Source organism: Cellulomonas sp. HD19AZ1 (genome assembly GCF_004535805.1).
Taxonomy (GTDB): domain Bacteria; phylum Actinomycetota; class Actinomycetes; order Actinomycetales; family Cellulomonadaceae; genus Cellulomonas; species Cellulomonas iranensis.
Map to the genome: position 1 here is coordinate 21,251 of NZ_SPHX01000007.1, position 23,664 is coordinate 44,914.

22 protein-coding genes are annotated in these 23,664 nt (G+C 75.1%); 17 read left to right on the top strand and 5 right to left on the bottom strand.

Annotated features, from left to right (window positions below):
• Positions 1 to 31: 31 nt before the first annotated feature.
• The 4 genes from pgk to E4A51_RS15230 all read left to right on the top strand — a co-directional run bounded on the left by pgk (position 32) and on the right by E4A51_RS15230 (position 2,853).
• Positions 32 to 1,219: a phosphoglycerate kinase gene (pgk, locus tag E4A51_RS15215; RefSeq protein WP_070318972.1), complete on the top strand. Its 1,188-nt coding sequence runs from the start codon at positions 32 to 34 to the stop codon at positions 1,217 to 1,219.
• 2 nt (positions 1,220 to 1,221) lie between these two features.
• Positions 1,222 to 2,016 (top strand): triose-phosphate isomerase, encoded by a 795-nt coding sequence (gene tpiA / locus E4A51_RS15220; RefSeq protein WP_082131353.1) that lies wholly within the window; start codon positions 1,222 to 1,224, stop codon positions 2,014 to 2,016.
• Positions 2,017 to 2,244: 228 nt separating this feature from the next.
• Complete coding sequence (gene secG, locus E4A51_RS15225; RefSeq protein ID WP_046528466.1) at positions 2,245 to 2,490, top strand: preprotein translocase subunit SecG; 246 nt, start codon at positions 2,245 to 2,247, stop codon at positions 2,488 to 2,490.
• A 12-nt stretch (positions 2,491 to 2,502) separates the two neighbouring features.
• Positions 2,503 to 2,853, top strand: coding sequence for an RNA polymerase-binding protein RbpA (locus E4A51_RS15230; RefSeq protein WP_046528465.1), 351 nt, complete (start codon positions 2,503 to 2,505; stop codon positions 2,851 to 2,853).
• A 79-nt stretch (positions 2,854 to 2,932) separates the two neighbouring features.
• Here E4A51_RS15230 and pgl read toward each other — a convergent pair whose 3' ends face one another.
• The 5 genes from pgl to tkt form a co-directional block, all read right to left on the bottom strand.
• Complete coding sequence (gene pgl / locus E4A51_RS18995) at positions 2,933 to 4,405, bottom strand: 6-phosphogluconolactonase (protein WP_070318973.1); 1,473 nt, start codon at positions 4,403 to 4,405, stop codon at positions 2,933 to 2,935.
• Positions 4,406 to 4,509: 104 nt separating this feature from the next.
• A complete protein-coding gene (gene opcA / locus E4A51_RS15240; protein WP_070318998.1) occupies positions 4,510 to 5,427 on the bottom strand; it encodes a glucose-6-phosphate dehydrogenase assembly protein OpcA in 918 nt (305 codons plus the stop codon).
• Positions 5,424 to 6,965, bottom strand: coding sequence for a glucose-6-phosphate dehydrogenase (gene zwf, locus E4A51_RS15245; RefSeq protein ID WP_134852266.1), 1,542 nt, complete (start codon positions 6,963 to 6,965; stop codon positions 5,424 to 5,426). The genes opcA and zwf overlap by 4 nt, the downstream gene beginning before the upstream one ends.
• Positions 6,962 to 8,095 carry a transaldolase gene (gene tal, locus E4A51_RS15250; RefSeq protein WP_070318974.1) on the bottom strand — a complete coding sequence of 378 codons (1,134 nt, stop codon included), beginning with the start codon at positions 8,093 to 8,095 and terminating at the stop codon, positions 6,962 to 6,964. Before tal ends, zwf begins: the two co-directional genes overlap by 4 nt.
• Before the next feature lie 96 nt (positions 8,096 to 8,191).
• On the bottom strand, positions 8,192 to 10,360 hold the full coding sequence (gene tkt, locus E4A51_RS15255) for a transketolase (protein WP_070318975.1): 2,169 nt from the start codon (positions 10,358 to 10,360) through the stop codon (positions 8,192 to 8,194).
• 404 nt (positions 10,361 to 10,764) lie between these two features.
• Here tkt and E4A51_RS15260 point away from each other — a divergent pair, with 404 nt between their 5' ends.
• The 13 genes from E4A51_RS15260 to E4A51_RS15320 all read left to right on the top strand — a co-directional run bounded on the left by E4A51_RS15260 (position 10,765) and on the right by E4A51_RS15320 (position 23,648).
• A complete protein-coding gene (locus E4A51_RS15260; protein WP_134852267.1) occupies positions 10,765 to 11,772 on the top strand; it encodes a heme o synthase in 1,008 nt (335 codons plus the stop codon).
• A gap of 7 nt (positions 11,773 to 11,779) precedes the next feature.
• On the top strand, positions 11,780 to 12,712 hold the full coding sequence (locus E4A51_RS15265; protein WP_087508225.1) for a site-specific tyrosine recombinase XerD: 933 nt from the start codon (positions 11,780 to 11,782) through the stop codon (positions 12,710 to 12,712).
• A gap of 110 nt (positions 12,713 to 12,822) precedes the next feature.
• On the top strand, positions 12,823 to 13,686 hold the full coding sequence (locus E4A51_RS15270; protein WP_046528459.1) for a ParA family protein: 864 nt from the start codon (positions 12,823 to 12,825) through the stop codon (positions 13,684 to 13,686).
• Positions 13,670 to 14,611: a ScpA family protein gene (locus tag E4A51_RS15275; protein WP_134852268.1), complete on the top strand. Its 942-nt coding sequence runs from the start codon at positions 13,670 to 13,672 to the stop codon at positions 14,609 to 14,611. The genes E4A51_RS15270 and E4A51_RS15275 overlap by 17 nt, the downstream gene beginning before the upstream one ends.
• Positions 14,608 to 15,276: an SMC-Scp complex subunit ScpB gene (locus E4A51_RS15280; protein WP_134852269.1), complete on the top strand. Its 669-nt coding sequence runs from the start codon at positions 14,608 to 14,610 to the stop codon at positions 15,274 to 15,276. Before E4A51_RS15275 ends, E4A51_RS15280 begins: the two co-directional genes overlap by 4 nt.
• Positions 15,273 to 16,157 carry a pseudouridine synthase gene (locus E4A51_RS15285; RefSeq protein WP_134852270.1) on the top strand — a complete coding sequence of 295 codons (885 nt, stop codon included), beginning with the start codon at positions 15,273 to 15,275 and terminating at the stop codon, positions 16,155 to 16,157. Before E4A51_RS15280 ends, E4A51_RS15285 begins: the two co-directional genes overlap by 4 nt.
• Positions 16,154 to 17,263 carry a prephenate dehydrogenase gene (locus E4A51_RS15290; RefSeq protein WP_134852271.1) on the top strand — a complete coding sequence of 370 codons (1,110 nt, stop codon included), beginning with the start codon at positions 16,154 to 16,156 and terminating at the stop codon, positions 17,261 to 17,263. Before E4A51_RS15285 ends, E4A51_RS15290 begins: the two co-directional genes overlap by 4 nt.
• The gene (gene cmk, locus E4A51_RS15295; RefSeq protein WP_070318981.1) at positions 17,245 to 17,964 is read left to right on the top strand and encodes a (d)CMP kinase; all 720 of its coding nucleotides are present in this window, start codon (positions 17,245 to 17,247) and stop codon (positions 17,962 to 17,964) included. The genes E4A51_RS15290 and cmk overlap by 19 nt, the downstream gene beginning before the upstream one ends.
• 1 nt (position 17,965) lies before the next feature.
• The gene (locus tag E4A51_RS15300; RefSeq protein WP_070318982.1) at positions 17,966 to 18,646 is read left to right on the top strand and encodes a 1-acyl-sn-glycerol-3-phosphate acyltransferase; all 681 of its coding nucleotides are present in this window, start codon (positions 17,966 to 17,968) and stop codon (positions 18,644 to 18,646) included.
• A 70-nt stretch (positions 18,647 to 18,716) separates the two neighbouring features.
• A complete protein-coding gene (gene der / locus E4A51_RS15305; RefSeq protein ID WP_070318983.1) occupies positions 18,717 to 20,249 on the top strand; it encodes a ribosome biogenesis GTPase Der in 1,533 nt (510 codons plus the stop codon).
• A 19-nt stretch (positions 20,250 to 20,268) separates the two neighbouring features.
• The gene (locus E4A51_RS15310) at positions 20,269 to 21,321 is read left to right on the top strand and encodes a hypothetical protein (RefSeq protein ID WP_134852272.1); all 1,053 of its coding nucleotides are present in this window, start codon (positions 20,269 to 20,271) and stop codon (positions 21,319 to 21,321) included.
• Between the two features lie 258 nt (positions 21,322 to 21,579).
• Positions 21,580 to 22,272: a GntR family transcriptional regulator gene (locus E4A51_RS15315; protein WP_134852273.1), complete on the top strand. Its 693-nt coding sequence runs from the start codon at positions 21,580 to 21,582 to the stop codon at positions 22,270 to 22,272.
• Positions 22,269 to 23,648 carry an MFS transporter gene (locus tag E4A51_RS15320; RefSeq protein WP_240696510.1) on the top strand — a complete coding sequence of 460 codons (1,380 nt, stop codon included), beginning with the start codon at positions 22,269 to 22,271 and terminating at the stop codon, positions 23,646 to 23,648. Before E4A51_RS15315 ends, E4A51_RS15320 begins: the two co-directional genes overlap by 4 nt.
• Positions 23,649 to 23,664: the final 16 nt, after the last annotated feature.

Here is a 23,664-nt window from a genome sequence, read left to right on the forward strand (position 1 = left end):
AGCACCGGCGGCAGCGAGGGAGACACCGACCATGAAGACCATCGAGGACCTGGGCGACCTGCGCGGCAAGCGCGTGCTCGTCCGCTCCGACTTCAACGTGCCGCTCGACGGCACGACCATCACCGATGACGGCCGCATCCGCGCCGCGCTGCCCACGCTGCAGGCGCTGACCGCGCAGGGTGCGCGCGTGATCGTCGTCGCGCACCTGGGCCGCCCCAAGGGCGCGCCCGACGCGAAGTACTCGCTCGCGCCCGTCGCGGCCCGGCTCGGCGAGCTGCTCGGGCAGCCCGTCGCGCTCGCCGAGGACCTCGTCGGGGACTCGGCCAAGGCGACCGTCGCGGCGCTCGAGGACGGGCAGGTCGCCCTGCTCGAGAACGTCCGCTTCGACGCGCGCGAGACGTCGAAGGACGACGCCGAGCGCGGCGCGCTGGCCGACGAGCTCGCGTCCCTCGCGGACGCGTTCGTCTCCGACGGCTTCGGCGTCGTGCACCGCAAGCAGGCGTCGGTCTACGACGTCGCGCTGCGCCTCCCGCACGCCGCGGGCACGCTGGTCCTGGCCGAGGTCGAGGCGCTCCGCAAGGCCGTCGAGGACCCCGAGCGCCCCTACGTCGTCGTCCTCGGCGGCGCCAAGGTGTCGGACAAGCTCGGCGTCATCGGCAACCTCATCACCAAGGCCGACAAGCTGCTCATCGGCGGCGGCATGATGTTCACGTTCCTCAAGGCCCAGGGCCACGAGGTCGGCTCCTCGCTGCTCGAGGAGGACCAGGTCGACACCGTCAAGGGCTACCTCGCGCAGGCGCAGGAGGCCGGCGTCGAGATCGTCCTGCCCGTCGACACGCTGGTCGCGCCCGAGTTCGGCTCGGACGACTACCAGGTCGTCGCGGTCGACGCGATCCCGGCCGGCACGATGGGCCTGGACATCGGCCCGAAGTCCGCCGCGCTGTTCCGCGAGGCGATCCTCGCGGCGAAGACGATCGCGTGGAACGGCCCCATGGGCGTGTTCGAGCGTCCCGCGTACGCCGAGGGCACCAAGGCCGTCGCGCAGGCGCTCGTCGACACCGACGGCTTCTCGATCGTCGGCGGCGGCGACTCCGCCGCGGCCGTGCGCCTGCTCGGCTTCGACGAGGCCGGCTTCGGCCACATCTCCACCGGCGGCGGCGCGTCGCTGGAGCTTCTCGAGGGCAAGACCCTCCCCGGCATCGCTGTCCTGGAGGACTGATCGTGGCGACCACCCGCACCCCGCTCATGGCGGGCAACTGGAAGATGAACCTGGACCACCACCAGGCGACGCACACCGTGCAGAAGCTCGCGTGGAGCCTGCGCGACGCCAAGCACGACTACGCGGCCGTCGAGGTCGCGGTGCTCGTCCCGTTCACGGACCTGCGCAGCGTGCAGACCCTCGTGGACGCCGACAAGCTCGAGCTCGTCTACGGCGCGCAGGACGTGTCGGCGCACGAGTCCGGCGCGTACACCGGCGAGATCTCGCCGCTGTTCCTGTCGAAGCTCGGCTGCACCTACGTGGCCGTCGGCCACTCGGAGCGCCGGCAGTACCACCACGAGGACGAGGCCGTCGTCAACGCCAAGGTGAAGTCGGCGCTCGGCGCGGGCCTCGTCCCGATCGTGTGCGTCGGCGAGCCGCTCGAGGTGCGCAAGGCCGCCGAGCACGTGCCGCACACGCTGGCGCAGCTCGACGGTGCGCTCGAGGGCCTGACGGCCGAGCAGGTCGCGGGCCTCGTCGTCGCCTACGAGCCCGTGTGGGCCATCGGCACGGGCGAGACCGCGACGCCCGAGGACGCCCAGGAGCTGTGCGAGGCGATCCGCGTGCGCATCGCCGAGCTGTACGACCAGGCCACGGCCGACGCCGTGCGCGTGCTGTACGGCGGCTCGGTGAAGTCCTCGAACGTCGCGTCGATCATGGCCAAGCCCGACGTGGACGGCGCGCTGGTCGGTGGCGCGAGCCTCGACCCCGAGGAGTTCGCGAAGATCGCGCGGTTCCAGGCGCACACCGTCGCCTGACCCGGCAGCGGTCCGGCCGGTGCGCAGCCGCGCGCCGGCCGGACCACGCCGCAGGGTGCGACGGTGGTGGTCCCGACCGCCTCCCGTCGCCTACCCTGTACCGCGGTCGTCCCGTCCCCGCACCCCGGGGCCGGGTGACCGGAAGCACGAACCAGCACGACCCGCACCGACGCCGCGCGCGGCCCGGCGCACCGCTGCACCGACCGCCCGAGTGAGGAACCCACCGACGTGACTGCCCTGCGTATCACCCTCCAGGTGCTGCTGGTCCTGACCAGCCTCCTGCTCGTCCCGCTGGTGCTGCTGCACAAGGGCAAGGGCGGTGGCCTCTCGGACATGTTCGGCGGTGGCATCACGGCCAGCGCCGGTTCGTCGGGCGTCGCCGAGCGCAACCTCAACAGGATCACCGTCGGCGTCGCGCTGACGTGGACCGTGATGATCGTGCTGCTCGGCCTCATCGAGAAGTTCTCCGAGTAAGGGGGCACGGCCATGGCGAGCGGAAGTGCGATCAGGGGGTCGCGCGTCGGTGCCGGTCCGATGGGCGAGGCGGAGCGCGGCGACGCCGCGCCGCGCGTCTGGATCTCCTACTGGTGCGCGAACGGCCACGAGACGCGGCCGAGCTTCGCGGAGGAGGCCGCCGCCGAGGCGCCGGCCACCTGGGACTGCCCGCGGTGCGGGTTCCCCGCCGGTCAGGACCCGGAGGCGCCGCCGTCGCCCACGCGCAACGAGCCGTACAAGACGCACCTCGCGTACGTGAAGGAGCGTCGCAGCGAGGAGGACGGCGCGGCGATCCTCGACGAGGCGCTCGCCGCCCTGCGGGCGCGGCGCGGACGTCGCTGACGACGACCACCCTCTACGCGCGAACGGCGTCGCACCCCGCGGGGTGCGACGCCGTCCGCGTCCCCGGCCGGTGACGCGCTCACCGCACGAGCAGCAGCGCGAACCCGTCGTAGCCCTTCTCGCCGACGGTCTGCACGACGGTGCCGTCGACGCGGCCGTCGGCCGCGGCGCGCTCCAGGAACGTGCGCACGCCCTGCACGCGGTCGTCGGGGTGGTCGGCGTCGACCACCGCGCCCCCGCGCACCACGTTGTCGACCACGAGGAGCGTGCCGGGCCGCGACAGCGTCACGGCGCGGTCGAGGTAGGCCGCGAGCTGCTGCTTGTCGGCGTCGACGAACACGAGGTCGAACGGGGCGACGTGGGCGGCCACGAGACGGTCGAGCGACTCCAGGGCTGGTCCCACGACGACGTCGACGCGGTCCTGCAGACCGGCTGCCGCGAGCGACGTCCGGGCGACCGTCGCGTGCGCGTCGCTGACCTCCAGGGTCATGACCGAGCCGTCGGCCGGCACCGCCTGCGCGAGCCACCACGTGCTGTAGCCGCCCAGCGTGCCGATCTCGAGCACGCGGCGCGCACCCACGGCGCGCGCCAGCAGCTCGAGCAGGCGGCCCTGCGCGGAGCTCACCGCGATGTCGGGCAGGCCCGCGTCGGCGGCGGCGGTGCGCACGGCCACGGCGTCGGCACCCTCGGCGACGAGCGGTGCGACGTACGCCTCGACCGCCGTCCACGCGGGGTCCACCTCCGAGCGGGGGCGGCGGGGCCCGGAGACCGGGGGCGTCGCGGCCGGGTCGGCGCCCGGCAGCTCGGCCGCCGACGCGACGTCGACGAGCCACAGCGTGCGCTCCTGCCCGCGGGCGGCGGCGGCGGGCGTGGTCCGGACGTCGTCGCCCGCGAGGGCCCGCGCGACCGCGGGTGCCTTCTCGGCCCCGGCGGCGACGACCCACACCTCCCGCGCCGACCGGATGAGCGGGAACGTGAGCGACACCCGCTCGGACGGCGGCTTGGGGGAGTCGTGCTCCGCGACCACGAGCAGGTTCGCCTCGTACAGCGACGACCGCTCGGGGAACAGCGACGCGACGTGCCCGTCGGGTCCCATGCCGAGCAGCAGCACGTCGAACCGGGGGGCGAGCCCGTCGTCGGCGGCGTGCGCGCGCAGCTCGGCGGCGTAGGCGCGTGCGGCGGCCTCGCCGTCGGGCACGTCGTCGGAGGGCCCCGGGACGGCGTGCACGTTCGCGGCCGGCAGCGCGTCGCCGAGGGCGTCGATCAGCGCCGCGCGGGCCTGCGTCTCGTTGCGGTCCGCGTCGCCCGCCGGCAGGAAGCGCTCGTCGCCCCACCACAGGTGCACGCCCGACCAGTCGACGGCGTCGCGCACCGGCGAGTCCGCGACGGCCCGCAGCGTCGCGATGCCGACCGTCCCGCCCGTGAGCACGACGTGCACGGGCGAGCGGTGCGACTGCAGGTCCACCAGGCGCGTCAGCAGGCGCGCGGCCGCGGCGGCGGCGAGGACGTCGGCGTCGGGGTGGACCAGGACCTCGGGCGTGGCGGTGCTCATGCGTCTCCTCCTCGGCCCGGTCCGGCGCGGCCCGGGCGGTCGTCGCGGGGGTGCCGACGGGCCGCCCGGCGCGCGCGGTGGCGCGGGGCGGCCCGTCGGTGGGGTCAGGCGTCGATGCGCGCGAGGCCCTTCTGCAGGACCTCGCCGTACACCTCGTCGGCGTCGAGGCGACGCAGCTCCTCGACGAGGCACTCGCGCAGCTGGCGGATCGGCAGCGCGATGCGGTGCTCGGGCTGGTCGGGCTGGCGCAGCGCGGCCGTCTTGCCGTCGGGGCGGTCCAGCACGATGTCGCCCGAGGCGCGCTCGAGCCGCACCTGCGTGATGGCCGGCGCGCCGGGGACGCGCTCGATCTCGACCGGGCAGCGCAGCGCGTGCGCCAACCAGGCGGCCATGAGGTCGACCGAGGGGTGCGTGCTCTCGCCCGTGACCACGGCACGGCGCACGGGCTCGTACGGCGGCTGGTCGAGCGTCGCGGCGATGAGCCCGCGCCACAGCGTCGCGCGGGTCCACGCGAGGTCGGTGTCGCCCTCGGTGTAGACGCGCGCGAGGTTCCGCAGCGCGCGGCTCGGGCGCGAGCACGTCGACGTGTCGGTGATGCGGCGCTGCGCCATCTGGCCCAGCGGGTGCTCCGCGGGGTTCTCCGGCACGTCGTAGGGCCACCACGCGACGATCGGCGCGTCGGGCAGCAGCAGCGGCATGACGAGCGTGTCGAGGTGCCGCGTGACGCCGCCCGAGATGCGCAGCACGACGACCTCGCTCGCGCCGGCGTCGCCGCCGAGGCGGATCTGCGCGTCGAGGTTGGCGCGCCGCTCCTCGGTGCCCTCGGTGATGACGATGATGCGGCACGGGTGCTCGCGGCTGGCGGAGTTGGCCGCCTCGATCGCGTCCTCGGGGTCGTGCGCGTCGGCGTCGATGATGAGCGTCAGCACGCGCCCGAGGGCGATCGCACCGCCCTCGTCGCGCTCCTGCAGGAGGCGCTTGTTGATGTCCCGGGTGGTGGTGTCCGGCATGTCGATGATCACGGGAGCCTCCACGCCCGGCCGTCACGGGCCATCATCTCGTCCGCCGACGCCGGACCCCACGTTCCGGCGCGGTACTCGTCGGGCTTGCCGTGGCTCGCCCAGTACGCGGTGACCGGGTCGAGGATCTTCCACGACAGCTCGACCTCCTCGTGCTGCGGGAACAGCGGCGGGTCGCCCAGCAGCACGTCGAGGATGAGGCGCTCGTACGCCTCGGGGGAGGACTCGGTGAACGCGTGCCCGTACCCGAAGTCCATCGTGACGTCGCGGACCTCCATCGCCGTGCCGGGCACCTTGGCCCCGAACCGCAGCGTGACGCCCTCGTCGGGCTGCACGCGGATCACGAGGGCGTTCTTCCCCAGCTCGGACGTCGAGGTCGACTCGAACGGCAGGTGGGGCGCGCGCTTGAACACCACGGCGATCTCGGTGACGCGCCGCCCCAGGCGCTTGCCGGTGCGCAGGTAGAACGGCACCCCGGCCCAGCGCCGGGTGTCGATGTCGACCCGGATCGCGGCGTACGTCTCGGTCGTGGAGTCCGGGTTGAAACCCTCCTCCTCGGCATAGCCGACGACCTTCTCGCCGCCCTGCCAGCCGGCCGTGTACTGCCCGCGGGCGGTGTGCTTGCCGAGGTCGCGCGGCAGGCGCAGCGCCGACAGCACCTTCGTCTTCTCGGCCCGCAGCGCCTCGGCGTCGAACGACACCGGCTCCTCCATCGCGGTCAGCGCGAGGAGCTGCAGCAGGTGGTTCTGGATGACGTCGCGCGCGGCGCCGATCCCGTCGTAGTAGCCCGCGCGGCCGCCGATGCCGATGTCCTCGGCCATGGTGATCTGCACGTGGTCGACGTAGTTGCCGTTCCAGATGGGCTCGAACAGCTGGTTCGCGAAGCGCAGCGCCAGCAGGTTCTGGACGGTCTCCTTGCCCAGGTAGTGGTCGATCCGGAAGATGTCGTCCGGTCGGAACACCTGCGACACGATGTCGTTGAGCTCGCGCGCCGAGGCCAGGTCGTGGCCGAACGGCTTCTCGATGACGACGCGCCGCCACGTGCCGTCTTGCGGCTGCGACAGACCCGAGCGGGCGAGCTGCTGGCAGACGACGGGGAACGAGCTCGGCGGCACCGACAGGTAGAACGCGTGGTTGCCGCCCGTGCCGCGCGTGACGTCGAGGTCCTCGACCGTCTCGCGGAGCCGGTCGAACGCGTCGTCGTCGTCGAACGTGCCCTGCACGAACCGGATGCCCTCGGACAGCTGGCGCCACGTCGCCTCGCGGAACGGCGTGCGCGCGTGCTCCTTCACCGAGTCGTGCACGACCTCCTCGAAGTCCTGCGTCTCCCAGTCGCGCCGCGCGAAGCCGGTCAGCGCGAAGCCGGGGGGCAGCAGGCCGCGGTTGGTGAGGTCGTAGACCGCCGGCATGAGCTTCTTGCGCGCGAGGTCACCGGTCACCCCGAAGATCACGAGGCCGCAGGGCCCGGCGATGCGGGGGAGGCGGCGGTCGCGCGCGTCGCGCAGCGGGTTCTGGTCGGGCCCGACCTTGGCGCCGCTCACCGGGCCTCCTCGGTCGACGACGCGGCGGACGTGAGCCCGGCCTCGACCGTGCCGAGCAGCTCGGACCACGAGGCCTCGAACTTCTCCAGACCCTCGACCTCGAGCTGCTCGGTGACCTCGTCGATCGAGATCCCGAGGGCCTCGATGCGGTCGAGCAGCGCCGCCGAGGCGTCCTGCGTGCCCGTGACCGTGTCGCCGCGCACGGCGCCGTGGTCGGCGACCGCGTCGAGCGTCTTCTCGGGCATGGTGTTGACGCTGCCGGCGACCACGAGCTCGTCGACGTAGCGCGTGTCGGGGTAGGCCGGGTCCTTGACGCCCGTCGACGCCCACAGCGGACGCTGGGGCTTCGCGCCGGCGGCCGCGAGCGCCTGCCAGCGCTCGCCCGCGACGACCTCCTGGTAGACGCCCCACGCGAGGCGCGCGTTCGCGATCGCCGCCGTGCCGCGCAGCTCGGCCGCCTCGGCGGTGCCGAGCGCGTCGAGCCGCGGGTCGATCGCCGCGTCGACGCGCGACACGAAGAACGACGCGACCGAGCCGATCGGCGCGAGGTCGATCCCGGCGGCGCGCGCCTGCTCGAGCCCGTCGAGGAACGCGTCGAGCACCGCGCGGTAGCGCTGCAGCGAGAAGATCAGCGTCACGTTGACGCTGATGCCCTGCGCGAGCGCGGCCGTGATCGCGGGCAGGCCCTCGCGGGTCGCGGGGATCTTGACGAACAGGTTCGGACGCTCGATCTCCGACCAGAGCGTCTCGGCGGACGCGACCGTCGCGGCCGTGTCGCGCGCGAGCCGCGGGTCGACCTCGATCGACACGCGCCCGTCGACGCCGTCGGTCGCGTCGTACACGGGCCGCAGCACGTCGCACGCGTCGCGCACGTCGTCCGTGGTGATCCGCAGGACCGCCTCCTCGACGGCCGCGCCGTCGGCGGCCAGCGTGCGCAGCTGCGCGTCGTAGGCGTCACCGTGCGCGAGGGCCGAGGCGAAGATCGTCGGGTTGGTCGTGACGCCGACGACGCCGCGCCGCACGAGGTCGGCGAGACCTCCGGACGCGATCCGCTGGCGCGACAGGTCGTCGAGCCAGACGGCGACCCCGGCGTCACGCAGGGCCTGTACAGGGGTGGTGCTGGAGGTCATGGTCGTTCCCCTTCGTCCCACGACGAGCGGTGGTGCGGGTCGTGCGGGTGGTGCGCGGCGGGGCCGGTGCTGGAGCCGGCCCCGCCGCGTGGTGCGTCAGGCGGGCAGGTCGCCCGTGCCGGACTGCGTGGGCGTCGCGGCCGAGTCGGCCGGGGCGTGCGCCCCACGCGCCGCCGCGATCGACTCGTGCGCCGCGGCCACGACGGCCTCGGCGGTGATCCCGAACTCGCGGTACAGCGTCTGGTAGTCCGCCGACGCGCCGTAGTGCTCGAGCGAGACCGACCGGCCCGCGTCGCCCACGATCTTGTCCCACGACATCGCGATGCCGGCCTCGACCGACACGCGCGCGCGGACCGACGACGGCAGCACCGACTCGCGGTACGCCTCGTCCTGCTCGGCGAACCACTCGAGGCACGGCGCCGACACGACGCGCGTCGCGACGCCCGCGGCCTCGAGGGTCTCGCGCGCCTCGACGGCGAGCTGGACCTCGGAGCCGGTCGCGATCAGCACGACGTCGGGCGTGCCCGTCGACGCGTCGCGCAGCACGTACGCGCCCTTCGCGACGCCGTCGGCCGCGCCCCAGCCGTCCTCGCCGCGCGGGAACGTCGGGACGTTCTGCCGCGTGAGGACCAGGGCGACGGGGCCGTCGGAGCGCTCGAGGGTCGCCTTCCACGCGTGGGCGGTCTCGTTGGCGTCCGCGGGGCGGACGACCGCGAGGCCGGGGATCGCGCGCACCGCGGTGAGGTGCTCGACCGGCTGGTGCGTCGGGCCGTCCTCGCCGAGGCCGATCGAGTCGTGCGTCCACACGTACGTCGCGTTCACGCCCATGAGGGCCGCGAGCCGCACGGCGCCGCGCATGTAGTCCGAGAACGTGAAGAACGTCCCGCCGTAGGGCCGCGTGAGGCCGTGCAGGCGGATGCCCGACAGGATCGAGCCCATCGCGTGCTCGCGGATGCCGAAGTGCAGCGTGCGGCCGTACTGGTCGCCCGCGAACTCGTGCGACGAGCGGTGCGCCGGCAGGAACGACGGCTCGCCCTTCATCGTCGTGTTGTTCGAGCCCGCGAGGTCGGCCGAGCCGCCCCACAGCTCGGGCAGCACGGGCGCGAGCGCCGAGAGGACCTCACCGGACGCGGCGCGCGTCGCGACGGACTTGCCGGCCGGGAACTGCGGCAGCGCCTCGGCCCAGCCGGCGGGCAGCTCGCCCGCGACGAGGCGGTCGAGCAGCGCCTTGCGCTCGGGGTTCGCGGCGGCCCACGCGTCGAACTTCTCCTGCCACGCGGCGCGCGCCGTGGCGGCACGGTCCGCGAGCGACCGGGTGTGGGCGATGACCTCGGGCGCGACGTCGAAGGACTTCTCGGGGTCGAAGCCGAGGACCTCCTTGAGGCCCTTGATCGCCTCGCCGCCGAGCTTCGAGCCGTGCGACGAGTGGTCGTCCGTCTTGCCGGGCGTGGGCCACGCGATGAGCGTGCGCAGGCCGATGAACGACGGCTTGTCGGTCACGGCCTTGGCGGCCTCGATGGCCGCGTGCAGCGCGTCGACGTCCTCGCGGTACTCGCCGCCGGCGGTCCAGTCGACGTACTGCACGTGCCAGCCGTACGACTCGTAGCGCTTGAGCACGTCCTCGGTGAACGCGATCTGCGTGTCGCCCTCGATCGAGATGTGGTTGTCGTCCCACAGCACGACGAGGTTGCCGAGCTCCTGCGTGCCGGCGATCGACGAGGCCTCGCTCGTCACGCCCTCCTGCAGGTCGCCGTCCGAGGCGATGACGTACACGAAGTGGTCGAACGGGCTCTCGCCGGGCGCCGCCTCGGGGTCGAGCAGGCCGCGCTCGCGGCGGGCCGCCATCGCGAAGCCGACCGAGGACGCGAGGCCCTGGCCCAGCGGGCCGGTCGTGATCTCGACGCCGGCCGTGTGGCGGTACTCGGGGTGGCCGGGGGTCTTCGAGCCCCACGTGCGCAGCGCCTCGAGGTCCTCGAGCTCCAGGCCGAACCCGGCCAGGTAGAGCTGGATGTACTGCGTGAGGCTCGAGTGCCCCGCCGACAGCACGAACCGGTCGCGGCCGAGCCAGTGCGGGTCGGTCGGGTCGTGCCGCATGACGTTCTGGTAGAGCAGGTAGGCCGCGGGGGCGAGGCTGATCGCCGTGCCCGGGTGGCCGTTGCCGACCTTCTCGACCGCGTCCGCCGCGAGCACGCGGACGGTGTCGACCGCCCGCACGTCGAGGTCGGACCAGCCGACCGTCGTGGCCAGGGGAGCCTTCGCGTTCACCGCACCTCATTCCCGTCCCGCACGCGCGGGGCGTCGTTCCGAGCGTCGGGCGTCGGCCGCGGGGAGCGACGCGCCCGGCGGATCCCCGTCACGCCGTCGGACGGGACCTCTGCCTCGTCGAGCCTATAGCGCGGCGGTGGGACCGCGCGCACTCGTCCCATCGGAAAGGCAATCGCTTGCCGTCGGGTGTGGGAGCGCGGCGACGGGCCTGATCACGCGGCGGTGCGACCGATCTCACGTCGCCGCAGGGCCGCGGGGCACGCCGAGGACGCCCGCCGGGACGGCACCATGCGTAGCATGGCGGGCGGGACCTCGGTCCCACCGCCCTCGTCGCGACGCCGCCGTGCGGACCGACGACGCCCCCGGGCGGACTCGTCCGACCTCCTGAACGGAGCACGAAGCACGTGCGCCTCTCCACCCCGTCGCCGCCCGACGCGAGCCGCCCCGACGTCGCCCCCGACGCGACGGCCGGCGCCGCGCACGACGAGGTCGCGACGCCGGGGGAGCGGGAGGCCGCAGGGCTGCGACGCGTGCTCGGCACGGTGGGCGCGTACGTCGCGCTGACGAAGCCGCGCGTCATCGAGCTGCTGCTCATCACGACGATCCCGACGATGTTCCTCGCGGCGCAGGGCTTCCCGCCGCTCGGGCTCGTCGTCGCGACGCTCGTCGGCGGCGCGGGCGCCGCGGGTGCGGCGAACACGCTCAACCAGTACCTCGACCGCGACATCGACCGCGTCATGAACCGCACGCGCCGCCGCCCGATCGTCACGGGCCGCGTGACGCCGCGCGCCGCGCTCGTGTTCGGGCTCGTGCTGGGCGCCGTCTCGCTCACGTGGCTGTGGTTCGCGGTCAACCCGGCCTCGGCGCTGTTCACCGGGTCGGCGATCCTCATCTACGTCGTCGGCTACACGATGATCCTCAAGCGCCGCACGCCGCAGAACATCGTGTGGGGCGGCGCCGCGGGGTGCATGCCCGTCGTCATCGGCTGGTCGGCCGTCACCGGCGGCGTCTCGTGGGCGGCGGTCCTGCTGTTCGGCGTCGTGTTCTTCTGGACCCCGCCGCACTACTGGCCGCTGTCGATGAAGTTCCGGCGCGACTACGCGGCGGCCGGCGTGCCGATGCTGCCCGTCGTGGCCGCCGACACCAAGGTCGCGCGCGAGATGATCGCGTACACCCTCGCGATGATCGCGTGCTCGCTGCTGCTCGTGCCCGTCGCCGGCATGACCTGGGTCTACGCCGTCGTCGCGGGCGTGCTCGGCGGGTGGTTCCTGTGGTCGTGCATCGGGCTGCTGCGCCGTGCGAACGACGCGCAGCGCGGGCCGCTGCGCGCGATGAGCGTGTTCCACGCGTCGATCACCTACCTCACGCTGCTGTCCGTCGCGATCGCGGTGGACGTGTTCCTGCCGCTGTGACGCGCCGGTGCCCGACCGTCTGACGTCCGCGCTCGAGGGGTACCTCGCGCACCTGTCGGTCGAGCGCGGGCTCGCGACGCACACGCTGTCGGCGTACCGCCGCGACCTCACGCGCTACGTCGCGCACCTGCACGCGCTCGGGCGCGACGACCCGTCGCAGATCACCGAGCGCGACGTCGAGGACTACCTGCTCGTGCTGCGCACCGGGTCCGACGGGCGGGCCGTGCTCTCGGCGTCGTCGTCCGCGCGCTCGGTGGTCGCGGTGCGCGGCTGGCACCGGTTCCTCGCGCTCGACGGCCTCGCGCCGACCGACGCCGCGGCCGACGTGCGACCGCCCGCGCAGCCCCGGCGGCTGCCCAAGGCGATCTCGGTCGAGGACGTCGGGCGCCTCATCGACGCCGCGGGGCTCGGCGACGGCCCGGTGCCGCTGCGCGACCGCGCGCTGCTCGAGCTCGTGTACTCGACCGGGGCCCGCATCTCGGAGGCCGTGGGCGTCGACGTCGACGACCTCGACCTCACGGCCGGCCGGTCGGCCGTGCGGCTGCTCGGCAAGGGCCGCAAGGAGCGCGTCGTGCCCGTCGGGTCGTTCGCGGCGGAGGCGGTCGAGGCGTACCTCGTGCGCGGGCGTCCCGCGCTCGCGGCCTCGGGGCGCGGCAACGCGGCCGTGTTCCTCAACACGCGGGGAGCGCGCCTGAGCCGGCAGTCGGCCTGGGCGGTGCTGCGCACGGCGGCCGAGCGGGCCGGGCTCGACACCGCGCACGTGTCGCCGCACACCCTGCGGCACTCGTTCGCGACGCACCTGCTGGCCGGCGGTGCGGACGTGCGCGTGGTCCAGGAGCTGCTCGGCCACGCGTCGGTGACGACGACGCAGATCTACACGATGGTGACGCCCGACACGCTGCGCGAGGTGTACGCCGCGAGCCACCCGCGTGCGCGTTGAGGCGGATCGCGGCGTGCCCGGTCTGTCGTGGTCGTGACGGCGCGTCGCTCGGGTAGGTTGTGCCGCGTGGTGGGCCCGGGAGGGCGAGGCGGGAAGCAGATGGTGAGCCGATGACGCAGGAGACGACCGAGCAGCCGCTCGACGCGGTGGGCCGCGTGCTGCCCAGGTTCCCGGTGCCCGCGGCGCTGCCGTCGCACGGTCCCGCGCGGGTCATCGCGATGTGCAACCAGAAGGGCGGCGTCGGCAAGACGACGACGACCATCAACCTCGCCGCCGCGCTGGCCGAGTACGGGCGGCGCGTGCTCATCGTCGACTTCGACCCGCAGGGTGCGGCGTCGGTCGGCCTCGGCATCAGCCCGCACGAGCTCGACCGCACGGTCTACAACCTGCTCATGGAGCGCGACGCGGACATCCACGAGGTCATCCGCGAGACCGCGATCCCCGGGCTGGACCTGCTGCCCGCGAACATCGACCTCTCGGCCGCCGAGGTGCAGCTCGTGGGCGAGGTCGCACGCGAGTCCGTGCTCTCGCGCGTGCTGCGCCCCGTGCTCGACGACTACGACGTCGTGCTCGTCGACTGCCAGCCGTCGCTGGGCCTGCTCACGGTCAACGCGCTCACGGCCGCGCACGGCGTGCTCATCCCGCTCGAGTGCGAGTTCTTCGCGCTGCGCGGCGTCGCGCTGCTCGTCGAGACGATCGAGAAGGTCCGCGACCGGCTCAACCCGCGCCTCGAGGTCGACGGGATCCTCGCGACCATGTTCGACTCCCGCACGCTGCACGCCCGCGAGGTCGTCGCGCGCGTGCACGAGGCGTTCGGCGACACGCTCCTGCACACCGTCATCGGCCGCACCGTGAAGTTCCCCGACGCGACCGTCGCGGCCGAGCCCATCACCCAGTACGCGCCGACGCACGCCGGTGCCGAGGCCTACCGCCAGCTCGCGCGCGAGCTCGTGGCGCGTGGCGACGCCGCCTGACGGCGCGCCGGCCGACAGCGCACCGCAGGAGCACGCCCCGGCCGGGTCCACCGGCTTCGAGGTGCACCTCGACGTCTTCAGCGGGCCGTTCGACCTGCTGCTGGGCCTGATCGCCAAGCACAAGCTCGACATCACCGAGGTCGCGCTGTCGAAGGTGACCGACGAGTTCATCGCGCACATCCGCGCGGCCGAGCGCGCCGCGGCCGAGGGCGGCCGCGACTGGGACCTGTCGCAGGCGAGCGAGTTCCTCGTGGTCGCCGCGACGCTGCTCGACCTCAAGGCCGCGCGGCTCCTGCCGTCCGCCGAGGTGGAGGACGCCGAGGACCTCGAGCTGCTCGAGGCGCGCGACCTGCTGTTCGCGCGGCTCCTGCAGTACCGCGCGTACAAGCAGGTCGCGGCCGACCTCGGCGTCGCCCTCGAGGCGGGGTCGCGACGGTTCGCGCGCGCCGTCGAGCTCGAGCCGCACCAGGCGGCGCTGCTGCCCGAGCTGGTCTTCCAGATCGGCCCGCAGCGGCTCGCCGAGCTCGCCGCGCGTGCGCTCGCACCCAAGCCGCCGCCCCCGCGCGTCGACCTCAGCCACCTGCACGCGCCCGTCGTGAGCGTGCGCGAGCAGGCCGCCGTGCTGGTCGACCGGCTGCGGCAGCACGGTGCGAGCACGTTCCGGGCGCTGACCGCCGACGCGGCCGAGCCCGTCGTCGTGGTCGTGCGGTTCCTCGCGCTGCTCGAGCTGTTCCGCGAGGGCGCGGTCGCGTTCGACCAGATGGTGCCGCTCGGTGAGCTGACCGTGCGGTGGACCGGCAGCGAGGAGGGCGAGGTGACCGTGTCCGACGACTTCGACCGCGAGGCCGGCGAGGTGCCGGCGGACGCGCCCGCGCAGGCACCCGTCGCGGTGGGTGCCGGTGGCGACGAGGAGGTAGTGACGTGACCGAGCAGACGCGCCAGACGCAGGACGCCGCACCGGGAGCGGCCCCCGACGCCGGGACCGACGACGCCCTGCCGGACGTCGACACGCTGCCCGGCGGTGCGCTCGCGGCGCTCGAGGCCGTGCTCATGGTCGCTGACGAGCCGATCCCGGCCGTGCGGCTCGCGACCGCGCTCGCGCTGCCGACCGCGCGCGTCGACGAGCTGCTCGCCGAGCTCGCGGCCGAGTACCGCGGCGAGCACGGCGGCCGGCCGCGCGGCTTCGAGCTGCGGCAGGCGGGCGAGGGCTGGCGCATCTACTCGGCCCCCGCGTACGGCGACGTCGTCGGCCGGTTCGTCGTCGACGGCCAGACGGCGCGCCTCACGCAGGCCGCGCTCGAGACGCTCGCGGTCGTCGCCTACCGGCAGCCCGTGAGCCGCGGGCAGGTGTCCGCGGTCCGCGGCGTCAACGTCGACGGCGTCATGCGCACGCTGACGACCCGCGGCCTGGTGGCCGAGGTGGGCCAGGACGCGGTCACTGGTGCGGTGCTGTACGGGACCACGGGATACTTCCTGGAGCGGATCGGCCTGTCGACCCTCGACGAGCTGCCCCCGCTGGCGCCCTACCTGCCGGACATCGAGACGCTGGAGGGCGTCGACACGACCGACGGACGGGAGGACGGACGATGAGCGGCACGAACGCGCGCGGGCACCGCGGAGGTGGGCGCGCGGCAGGAGCCGGGCGTCCGGGACGCGGTCGCGGCACCACGGGCGGCGGGGCCGGCGGCGCGCGCCGCCCCCAGCGCCGGCCCGCACCGGCGGCCGAGCCGGTGGACGTCCACGACCCCGAGGGCGTGCGCCTGCAGAAGGTGCTCGCGACCGCGGGTCTCGGCTCGCGGCGCGCGTGCGAGGAGCTCATCGCGAACGGCCGCGTGACGGTCGACGGGCAGCTCGTGGTGGAGCTCGGCGTGCGCGTCGACCCCAAGAGCGCCGTGATCCACGTCGACGGCATGCGCGTGCAGCTCGACGGCTCCCTCATCACGATCGCGCTGAACAAGCCCAAGGGCGTCGTGTCGACCATGCACGACCCCGAGGGCCGGCCCGCGCTCGCGCAGTTCGTCGCGAACCGCGAGGAGCGGCTGTTCCACGTCGGCCGTCTCGACGCCGACTCCGAGGGCCTCATCCTGCTCACCAACGACGGCGACCTCGCGCACCGGCTCGCGCACCCCTCGCACGGCGTCGCCAAGACGTACCTCGTCGAGGTGCAGGGCCGCGTCAAGGAGTCCCTCGGCACGCGCCTCAAGCAGGGCGTCGAGCTCGAGGACGGCACGGTGACGGTCGACGACTTCAAGGTCGTGCAGGTCGCGAGCCACGCGAGCCTCGTCGAGGTCGTCCTGCACGAGGGCCGCAACCGCGTCGTGCGCCGGCTCATGGACGAGGTCGGGCACCCCGTGACCAAGCTCGTGCGCACGCGCATCGGCCCGATCCGCCTGGGCGACCTGCGCCCCGGGCGCACGCGCGTGCTGTCGAAGACCGAGCTGGGCTCCCTCATGACCTCGGTGGGCATGTGAGCATCGCCACGGTCGGCCCCGTGCGCATCGTCGGCACGGGGTTGCTGGGCGCGTCCGTCGGGCTCGCGCTCACGCAGCACGGCGTGGACGTGCAGCTCGAGGACCCGTCGCGCACGGCGCTCGCGCTCGCGCGCGACGTCGGCGCGGGTACACCCGTCGCCCCGGGGTCGGCCGCGCCCGCGCTCGTCGTGGTCGCCGCACCCCCCGACGTGACGGCCGACGCCGTGCGGGCCGCGCTCGCGGCCCACCCCGACGCGGTCGTCACGGACGTCGCGAGCGTCAAGGGGTACGTGCTCGCCGAGCTGCGCGCGTCGGGCGCCGACCTGTCGCGCTACGTCGGGTCGCACCCCATGGCGGGGCGCGAGCGCTCAGGCCCGTCGGCGGCGGTGCCGGGCCTGTTCGTGGGACGCCCGTGGGTCATCACCGACTCGGGCACGTCGCGCGACGACGCGCTGCTCGCGGTGCGCCACCTCGCGGTCGACCTCGGTGCGGTGCCCGTCGTCATGGAGGCCGACGAGCACGACGCCGCGGTCGCGGCCGTGTCCCACGTGCCGCAGCTCGCGTCGTCGCTCGTCGCGGCGCGTCTGCGCGGCACCGACGACGCCGCGCTCGCGCTCGCGGGCCAGGGGCTGCGCGACGTGACACGGCTCGCGGCGTCCGACCCGGCCCTGTGGACGTCGATCCTCGCCGCCAACGCCGCCGCGGTGCGGGACGTGCTCGTCGCGCTGCGGGCCGACCTCGACGTGGTGGTCGACGCGCTGGACCGGGCGGCCGGGGCCACCGGGCCCGAGGACGTCGAGCTCGGTGCGCTCGCGACCATCGCGCGCACCATCGCCGAGGGCAACACGGGCGCCGCGCGCATCCCCGGCAAGCACGGCGGCGCGCACAAGCAGTACGCCGTGGTGTCGGTGCTGGTGCCCGACACGCCCGGCGAGCTCGCGCGTCTGCTGGGGGACGTGGGCGCCGCGGGCGTCAACCTGGAGGACCTGCAGCTCGAGCACGCGGCGGGCCGCGCCGTCGGCATGGCGGCGATCTCGGTGCTGCCCGCGCGCGCCGAGCACCTGGAGTCCGAGCTGACCGCTCGGGGATGGAGGCTGGTGAGTTGAGCATCGTCGTGGCGATCGACGGGCCGTCGGGGTCGGGCAAGTCGAGCGTGTCCCGCCGGGTCGCGCAGCGGCTCGGGCTCGCGTACCTGGACACCGGCGCCATGTACCGCGCGGCGACGTGGTGGGCCGTGCACGAGGGCGTCGACCTCGCCGACACCGGCGCCGTCGCGGCCCTGGTGCGCGACATGGTGCTCGTCATGGTCGTCGACCCGCGCGGGCCGCAGGTGTGGGTCGGCGGGATCGACGTCACGGCCGCGATCCGCGAGACGTCGGTCTCGACGGCCGTGAGCGCGGTCGCGACGAACCTCGACGTGCGCGCCGAGCTCGCGCGTCGGCAGCGCGCGGAGATCGCGTTCCAGTGCGAGCCCGGCTCGTGGGCCGACGGCCGCGGGATCGTCGCCGAGGGCCGCGACATCACCACGGTGATCGCGCCGGACGCCGACGTGCGCCTGCTGCTCACCGCGAGCGAGGAGGCGCGCCTCGCGCGCCGCGCGCGCGAGGTGCACGGCTCGGACGACGCCGCGGCCGTCGAGGCGACGCGCGACCAGGTGGTGCGCCGCGACGCCGACGACTCCGCCGTCGCGCAGTTCCTCACGGCCGCCGACGGCGTCGTCACGGTCGACTCCTCGGCGCTCGACCTCGACCAGACCGTCGACGCCGTGCTCGGCGTCGTCGAGCGCACGCTGGCCGCGCGGGGCTGACGTGGCGGACGCGCCGCACGTGCCGTCGGCCGCCGGGCCCGCGTGGGCCCGGTGGGTCGGGCGGTTCCTCGCGCGCGTCGTGTGGGACACGCACGTCACCGGTGCCGAGCGCGTGCCGCGCAGCGGGCCGGTCGTGCTCGCGGCCAACCACGTGACGCTGCTCGACGGCCCGCTGCTCATCGGCGTCGCGCCGCGGCCCCTGCACATCCTCGTCAAGCAGGAGATGTTCCACGGGCCGGTCGGGGCCGTGCTGCGCGCCGCGGGTCAGATCCCCGTGGACCGTGCGATGGGGCGGCCCGCGCTGCAGGCCGGGCTCGGCGTCCTGCGGCGCGGCGGTGCCGTCGGGATCTTCCCCGAGGGCACGCGCGGGCGCGGCACCGCGGAGCAGGTGCGGGCCGGTGCCGCGTGGCTCGCGGTGCACGGCGACGCGCCGGTCGTACCCGTCGCGATCCTCGGGACGCGCCTGACGGGGGAGTCGGTGCGCGGGCTGCCGCCGCTGCGGCGCGACGTGCACGTCGAGATCGGCGACCCCGTCGACGTCGCCGGCGAGGGGCTGTCGCGGCGCGAGGCGATCGACCGCGCGGGGCGCCTCGTGCAGGCCGCGATGAGCGAGCTCGTCGTCGCGGCGCAGCGGCGCACGGGCGTCGCGCTGCCCGCCGACGACCCCCGCTCGACGGCCTGACGCACGGCCCGCCGGGGCCGCGCGGGGGCCCGTGTCGGTGCCGGGGCGCGCGACGGGGGAGAATGGGGGCATGGAGCAGCCCGACCCGACCCTGACGCGCGTCGACCCGCAGGACGCCGCCGAGCCGAGCGCGCCGCTCGACGCCGCCGCACCGCCCGCCGACGACGTCGACGACGAGGCCCGTGAGCGCGCGCTGCGCGCCGGGCTCGAGGAGTACGAGCTCGAGGACGACGACCTCGCGCTGCTCGAGGGCGAGGGCCTCGACGATGGCGGCGTCGACGTCGAGGCCGCCGCGCCGGTGCTCGCGGTCGTGGGCCGCCCGAACGTCGGCAAGTCCACGCTCGTCAACCGGATCCTCGGGCGCCGCGAGGCGGTCGTCGAGGACAAGCCGGGCGTCACGCGCGACCGCGTGAGCTACCCCGCCGAGTGGTCCGGGCGCCGGTTCACGGTCGTCGACACGGGCGGCTGGGAGGTCGACGTCGCGGGCATCGACAAGCGCGTCGCGCAGCAGGCCGAGGTCGCGATCGACCTGGCCGACGCCGTGCTGTTCGTCGTCGACGCGACCGTCGGCTCGACCGACACCGACGAGCAGGTCGTGCGCCTGCTGCGCCGCTCGGGCAAGCCCGTCGTGCTCGTCGCCAACAAGGTCGACGGCCCGGCCGTCGAGGCGGACGCGGCCGCGCTGTGGTCGCTGGGCCTGGGGGAGCCGCACCCGATCTCGGCGCTGCACGGCCGCGGCACCGGTGACCTGCTCGACGCCGCGATGCGCGCGCTGCCGACCGTGTCGGCGCACGCCGTGCCGCTGCCGGACGGTCCGCGTCGCGTCGCGCTCGTGGGCCGCCCGAACGTCGGCAAGTCCTCGCTGCTCAACAAGGTCGTCGGGTCCGAGCGCGTGGTCGTCGACGACCTCGCGGGCACGACCCGCGACCCGGTCGACGAGCTCGTCGCGCTCGGCGGACGCCCGTGGGTGTTCGTCGACACCGCCGGCATCCGCCGCCGCGTGCACCAGACCACGGGCGCGGACTTCTACGCGTCGCTGCGCACGCAGGCCGCGATCGAGAAGGCCGAGGTCGCGGTCGTGCTCGTGGACGCGTCGGCGCCCATGACCGAGCAGGACATCCGCATCGTGCAGCAGGTCATCGACGCGGGCCGCGCGCTGGTCGTCGCGTACAACAAGTGGGACCTCATGGACGAGGACCGCCGCCCGTTCCTCGAGCGCGAGATCGAGCAGCAGCTCGTGCAGGTGCAGTGGGCGCCGCGCGTCAACGTCTCGGCGCGCACCGGCTGGCACACCGACCGCCTGGTGCCGGCGCTCGAGCGGTCGCTCGAGTCGTGGGACACGCGTATCCCGACGGGTCGCCTCAACGCGTTCCTCGGCGAGCTGGTCTCGGCGCACCCGCACCCGCTGCGCGGCGGCAAGCAGCCCCGCATCCTGTTTGCGACGCAGGCCTCGACGCGTCCGCCGCGGTTCGTCATCTTCGCCAGCGGGTTCCTCGAGGCCGGGTACCGCCGGTTCATCGAGCGCCGCCTGCGCGAGACGTTCGGCTTCGAGGGCACGCCCATCACCATCTCGGTGCGGGTCCGCGAGAAGCGCCGCCGGTGAGCCTGCGCGCGGGCACGCCGTGACCTCGCTGCAGGACGGCGGCTCGCCGCGCCGCGTGACGACGCACGCGCTGCTGCGGCTCGGGCTGCCGCGCGACCCGCGCGCCACGCGGCACCTGGGGACGTTCCTCGTCGCGACCGCGGCGACCGTGCTGCTCACGCGCGCGTTCCTCGCGGCGACCGGGTACCCGCAGGTCGGCGGCGACGGCCTGCACATCGCGCACGTGCTGTGGGGCGGGCTGCTCATGGCGCTCGCGTTCGTGCTGCTGCTGTCGTTCGCGGGGCCCGCGCTGCGGCCGCTGGGGTCGCTGGTCGGCGGCGTCGGGTTCGGGCTGTTCGTCGACGAGGTCGGCAAGTTCGTCACGTCCGACAACGACTACTTCTACGAGCCGACGGCCGCGATCGTGTACGCGACGGTCGTCGGGCTGGGGTTGCTCGCCGAGGCGCTGCACGGGCGGCGCGAGCCGGACCCGCGCGAGGAGCTCGCGGGCGCCGTCGACGAGGCGGTCGCGGGCGTCGTGGGCGGTTTCACGCCGTCGGCGCGGCGCCGGGCCGAGGCGCACCTGCGGCACGCGGGCGACGTGCACGGCGCCGCGCAGGCCCGCGCGCTGGTCGACAGCGTCGCCGAGGACGACGTCGCGCTGCCCGACCCCGTCGGTGCGGTGTCGTCGTTCGCGGTGCGGGTGCTGCACACCCTGATCAAGGCGCGGTTCGTGCCGTGGCTCGCGGTGCTCGTGCTGCTCGGGTCGTCGGCGTTCACGGTCGCGCGCGCCGTGACGGGGTGGTGGAGCGGCGACGGCAGCCCCGCGTGGGTGCTGGTCGGTGCGCTCGTCGCCGCTGCGGCCAGCGGTGCGCTGTGCGTCGTCGGGCTGCTGCGCGTCGGCGGGGACGCGATCGAGGGCTACCTGTGGTTCCGGCGTGCGGTGATCGTGTCGCTGCTGGTGACGCAGTTCTTCCTGTTCCGGCTCTCGCAGTGGGACGCATCGTGGGGGCTCCTGGTCGACCTGCTCGTGCTGGGCCTCGTGGCCGCGGAGCTCGACGCGCTGCGGCGGCGGGCGGACGGCGAGGGCTGACGCGCCCCGGGGCGGCGTGCCCCGGTTCGTCGCGGTGCGCGGGCGCCGCGGGTGTCGGCGGGGGATGCCGGCCGGTACCCGCGGCACGCGAGGCGTGCGGCGTTGCGGCGGCTGGACGGCCGGAACGCCGCACGGTCGCCGCACCGCGGGCGGGTTCGCGACGCGTGCGGGTCGCCTCCGGGCGCGGCCCCGGGGCGACGTCGTCTCATCCGCTGGTCATCCCATGAATGAGGCGCGACATGCATGCATGATGCATGCATGTCGCGCCGCTCGTCCGCCCCGCCCGCGTCCGCCGCCGACACCGCCTACCGGCACGTCAAGGACGCGCTGCTCGGCGGCCGGCACCCCGGCGGCACGATGCTCAGCGAGGTCGACGTCGCCGCCGAGCTCGGCGTCAGCCGCACGCCCGTGCGCGAGGCGTTCCTGCGGCTGGCCGCCGAGGGGTGGCTGCGGCTGTTCCCCAAGCGCGGGGCGCTCGTCGTCCCCGCGACGCCGGGCGAGGCGCAGGACGTGCTCGACGCGCGCCTGCTGCTCGAAGGGCACGCGGTCGAGCAGGTGCTCGCCGGGCCGCCGGGCGCGCGCGAGGAGCTCGTCGCCACGCTGCGCGCGCTCGTCGCCCGGCAGCGCGACGCGCTCGACGCCGACACGCACGACGACGACGCCGACCTGGACGCCTACGCCGACCTCGACGCCGCGTTCCACCACGCGGTCGTCGCGGCGGGCGGCAACGCCGTGCTCACCCAGGTCGCCGGGACCCTGCGCGAGCGCCAGAGCCGCATGGTGGCGCTGTCCGTGGGGCGGTCGTCGGCGCGGGCCGCGACGTTCGTCGACGGGCACGAGGCGCTCGTCGCCGCGATCGCCGACGGCGACGCGGCCGGCTTCCGCGCGCGGCTCGCCGCGCACGTGCACGACGCGCACGGCACCGCCGGGCGGCACGGAGGGCAGCGGTGAGCCGCACGACGTCGGCAGGCCACACGCCCGCGGCGGGCGCGGGTGTCGCCGCCGCCGCACCTGCGCCCACGCGCGCGGCCGACGTGTCCGCTCCCGATCCGTCCGCGCAGACCGGCTCCGACGTGCCGCCCCGGACCTCGCCCGCCGCCCCCGCGGGGAGAGCCGTCGGCGCGCACGCGTGGCGCGGCGTCGCCGCGCTCATGCTCGCGGTCGCGTGGGGCGGCAACGAGTTCACGCCGCTGCTCGTCATGTACCGCGACGTCAGCCACCTGTCCGCGCTCACGGTCGACGTGCTGCTCGGTGCGTACGTCGTCGGGATCGTGCCCGCGCTGCTCGTCGGCGGTCCGCTGTCGGACCGGTACGGGCGCCGACCGCTGCTGCTGCCCGCCGCGCCGCTCGGCGTGCTGGGCTCGCTCGTCATCGCGTTCGGTCCCGCGTCGGCGCCCGCGCTCGCGGCCGGGCGCGTGCTGTCCGGCGTCGCGCTCGGGCTCGTCATGGCCGTCGGGACCACGTGGGTCGCCGAGCTGAGCGCCGCCACCGGCGACGCCGGTGCCGGGCCGCGGCGCGCGTCGCTCGCGCTCACGCTGGGGTTCCTGCTCGGGGCCGGCACCGCCGGTGCGCTCGCGCAGTGGGGGCCGTGGCGCACGGGCACCCCGTACCTCGTGCACGCGTGCGTCGCGCTCGCTGCCATGGCCGCCGTGCTGTCGGTGCCCGAGACGCATCCCGCACCGCCGCGCGCGCCCGATGCGCGGCTGCGCGACGACCTGCGCGTTCCCGCGGTCGCGCACCGGCGGTTCTGGCGCGTCGTCGTGCCGGTCGCGCCGTGGGTCTTCGGGGCCGTCGGCAGCGCCTACGCGGTGCTGCCCGGGTTGCTGCGCCGCAGCGCCGGGGGAGTGCCGATCGCCTTCGCGGCGTCCCTCACGGTCGTCACGCTCGCGAGCGGGTTCGCCGTCCAGCAGCTCGCGCGGCGCATCGACACCGCGCGCAGCGCGCGGGCGTCGGTCGTCGCGATGGCGATCGTCGTGCCCGGCATGGCCGCGGCGGCCTGGGCGAGCGCGACGCTCAGCCTCGCCGTCGCGGTCCTCGCCGCGGTCGTGCTCGGCGCCGGGTACGGGCTCGCGCTGGTCGCCGGCCTGTCCGAGGTGCAGCGCATCGCGACGCCCGACGACCTCGCGGGCCTGACCGCCGTCTACTACTCGGTGGCCTACACCGGGTTCTTCGTGCCCGCCGCGCTCGCGTGGCTCTCGGCCCGGTGGGCGTACCCGGCGATGTTCGTCGCGGGCGCCGTGATCGCGACGGCGTGCCTGGTCGCGGTGGCGTGCGCGTGGCGCGCTCACCTCCCGACGGGTGACGAGACGACCCCGCGAGTGCGGTAGAGTTTCCGAGGCCCCT

What these genes read in the sequence shown, in the direction of transcription:
- pgk (WP_070318972.1), top strand. Translation starts at nt 32, where the DNA reads ATGAAGACCATCGAGGACCTGGGCGACCTGCGCGGCAAGCGCGTGCTC.
- E4A51_RS15230 (WP_046528465.1), top strand. Translation starts at nt 2,503, where the DNA reads ATGGCGAGCGGAAGTGCGATCAGGGGGTCGCGCGTCGGTGCCGGTCCG.
- pgl (WP_070318973.1), bottom strand. Translation starts at nt 4,405, where the DNA reads ATGAGCACCGCCACGCCCGAGGTCCTGGTCCACCCCGACGCCGACGTC.
- tal (WP_070318974.1), bottom strand. Translation starts at nt 8,095, where the DNA reads ATGACCTCCAGCACCACCCCTGTACAGGCCCTGCGTGACGCCGGGGTC.
- E4A51_RS15270 (WP_046528459.1), top strand. Translation starts at nt 12,823, where the DNA reads ATGACGCAGGAGACGACCGAGCAGCCGCTCGACGCGGTGGGCCGCGTG.
- E4A51_RS15285 (WP_134852270.1), top strand. Translation starts at nt 15,273, where the DNA reads ATGAGCGGCACGAACGCGCGCGGGCACCGCGGAGGTGGGCGCGCGGCA.
- cmk (WP_070318981.1), top strand. Translation starts at nt 17,245, where the DNA reads ATGGAGGCTGGTGAGTTGAGCATCGTCGTGGCGATCGACGGGCCGTCG.
- der (WP_070318983.1), top strand. Translation starts at nt 18,717, where the DNA reads ATGGAGCAGCCCGACCCGACCCTGACGCGCGTCGACCCGCAGGACGCC.
- E4A51_RS15315 (WP_134852273.1), top strand. Translation starts at nt 21,580, where the DNA reads ATGTCGCGCCGCTCGTCCGCCCCGCCCGCGTCCGCCGCCGACACCGCC.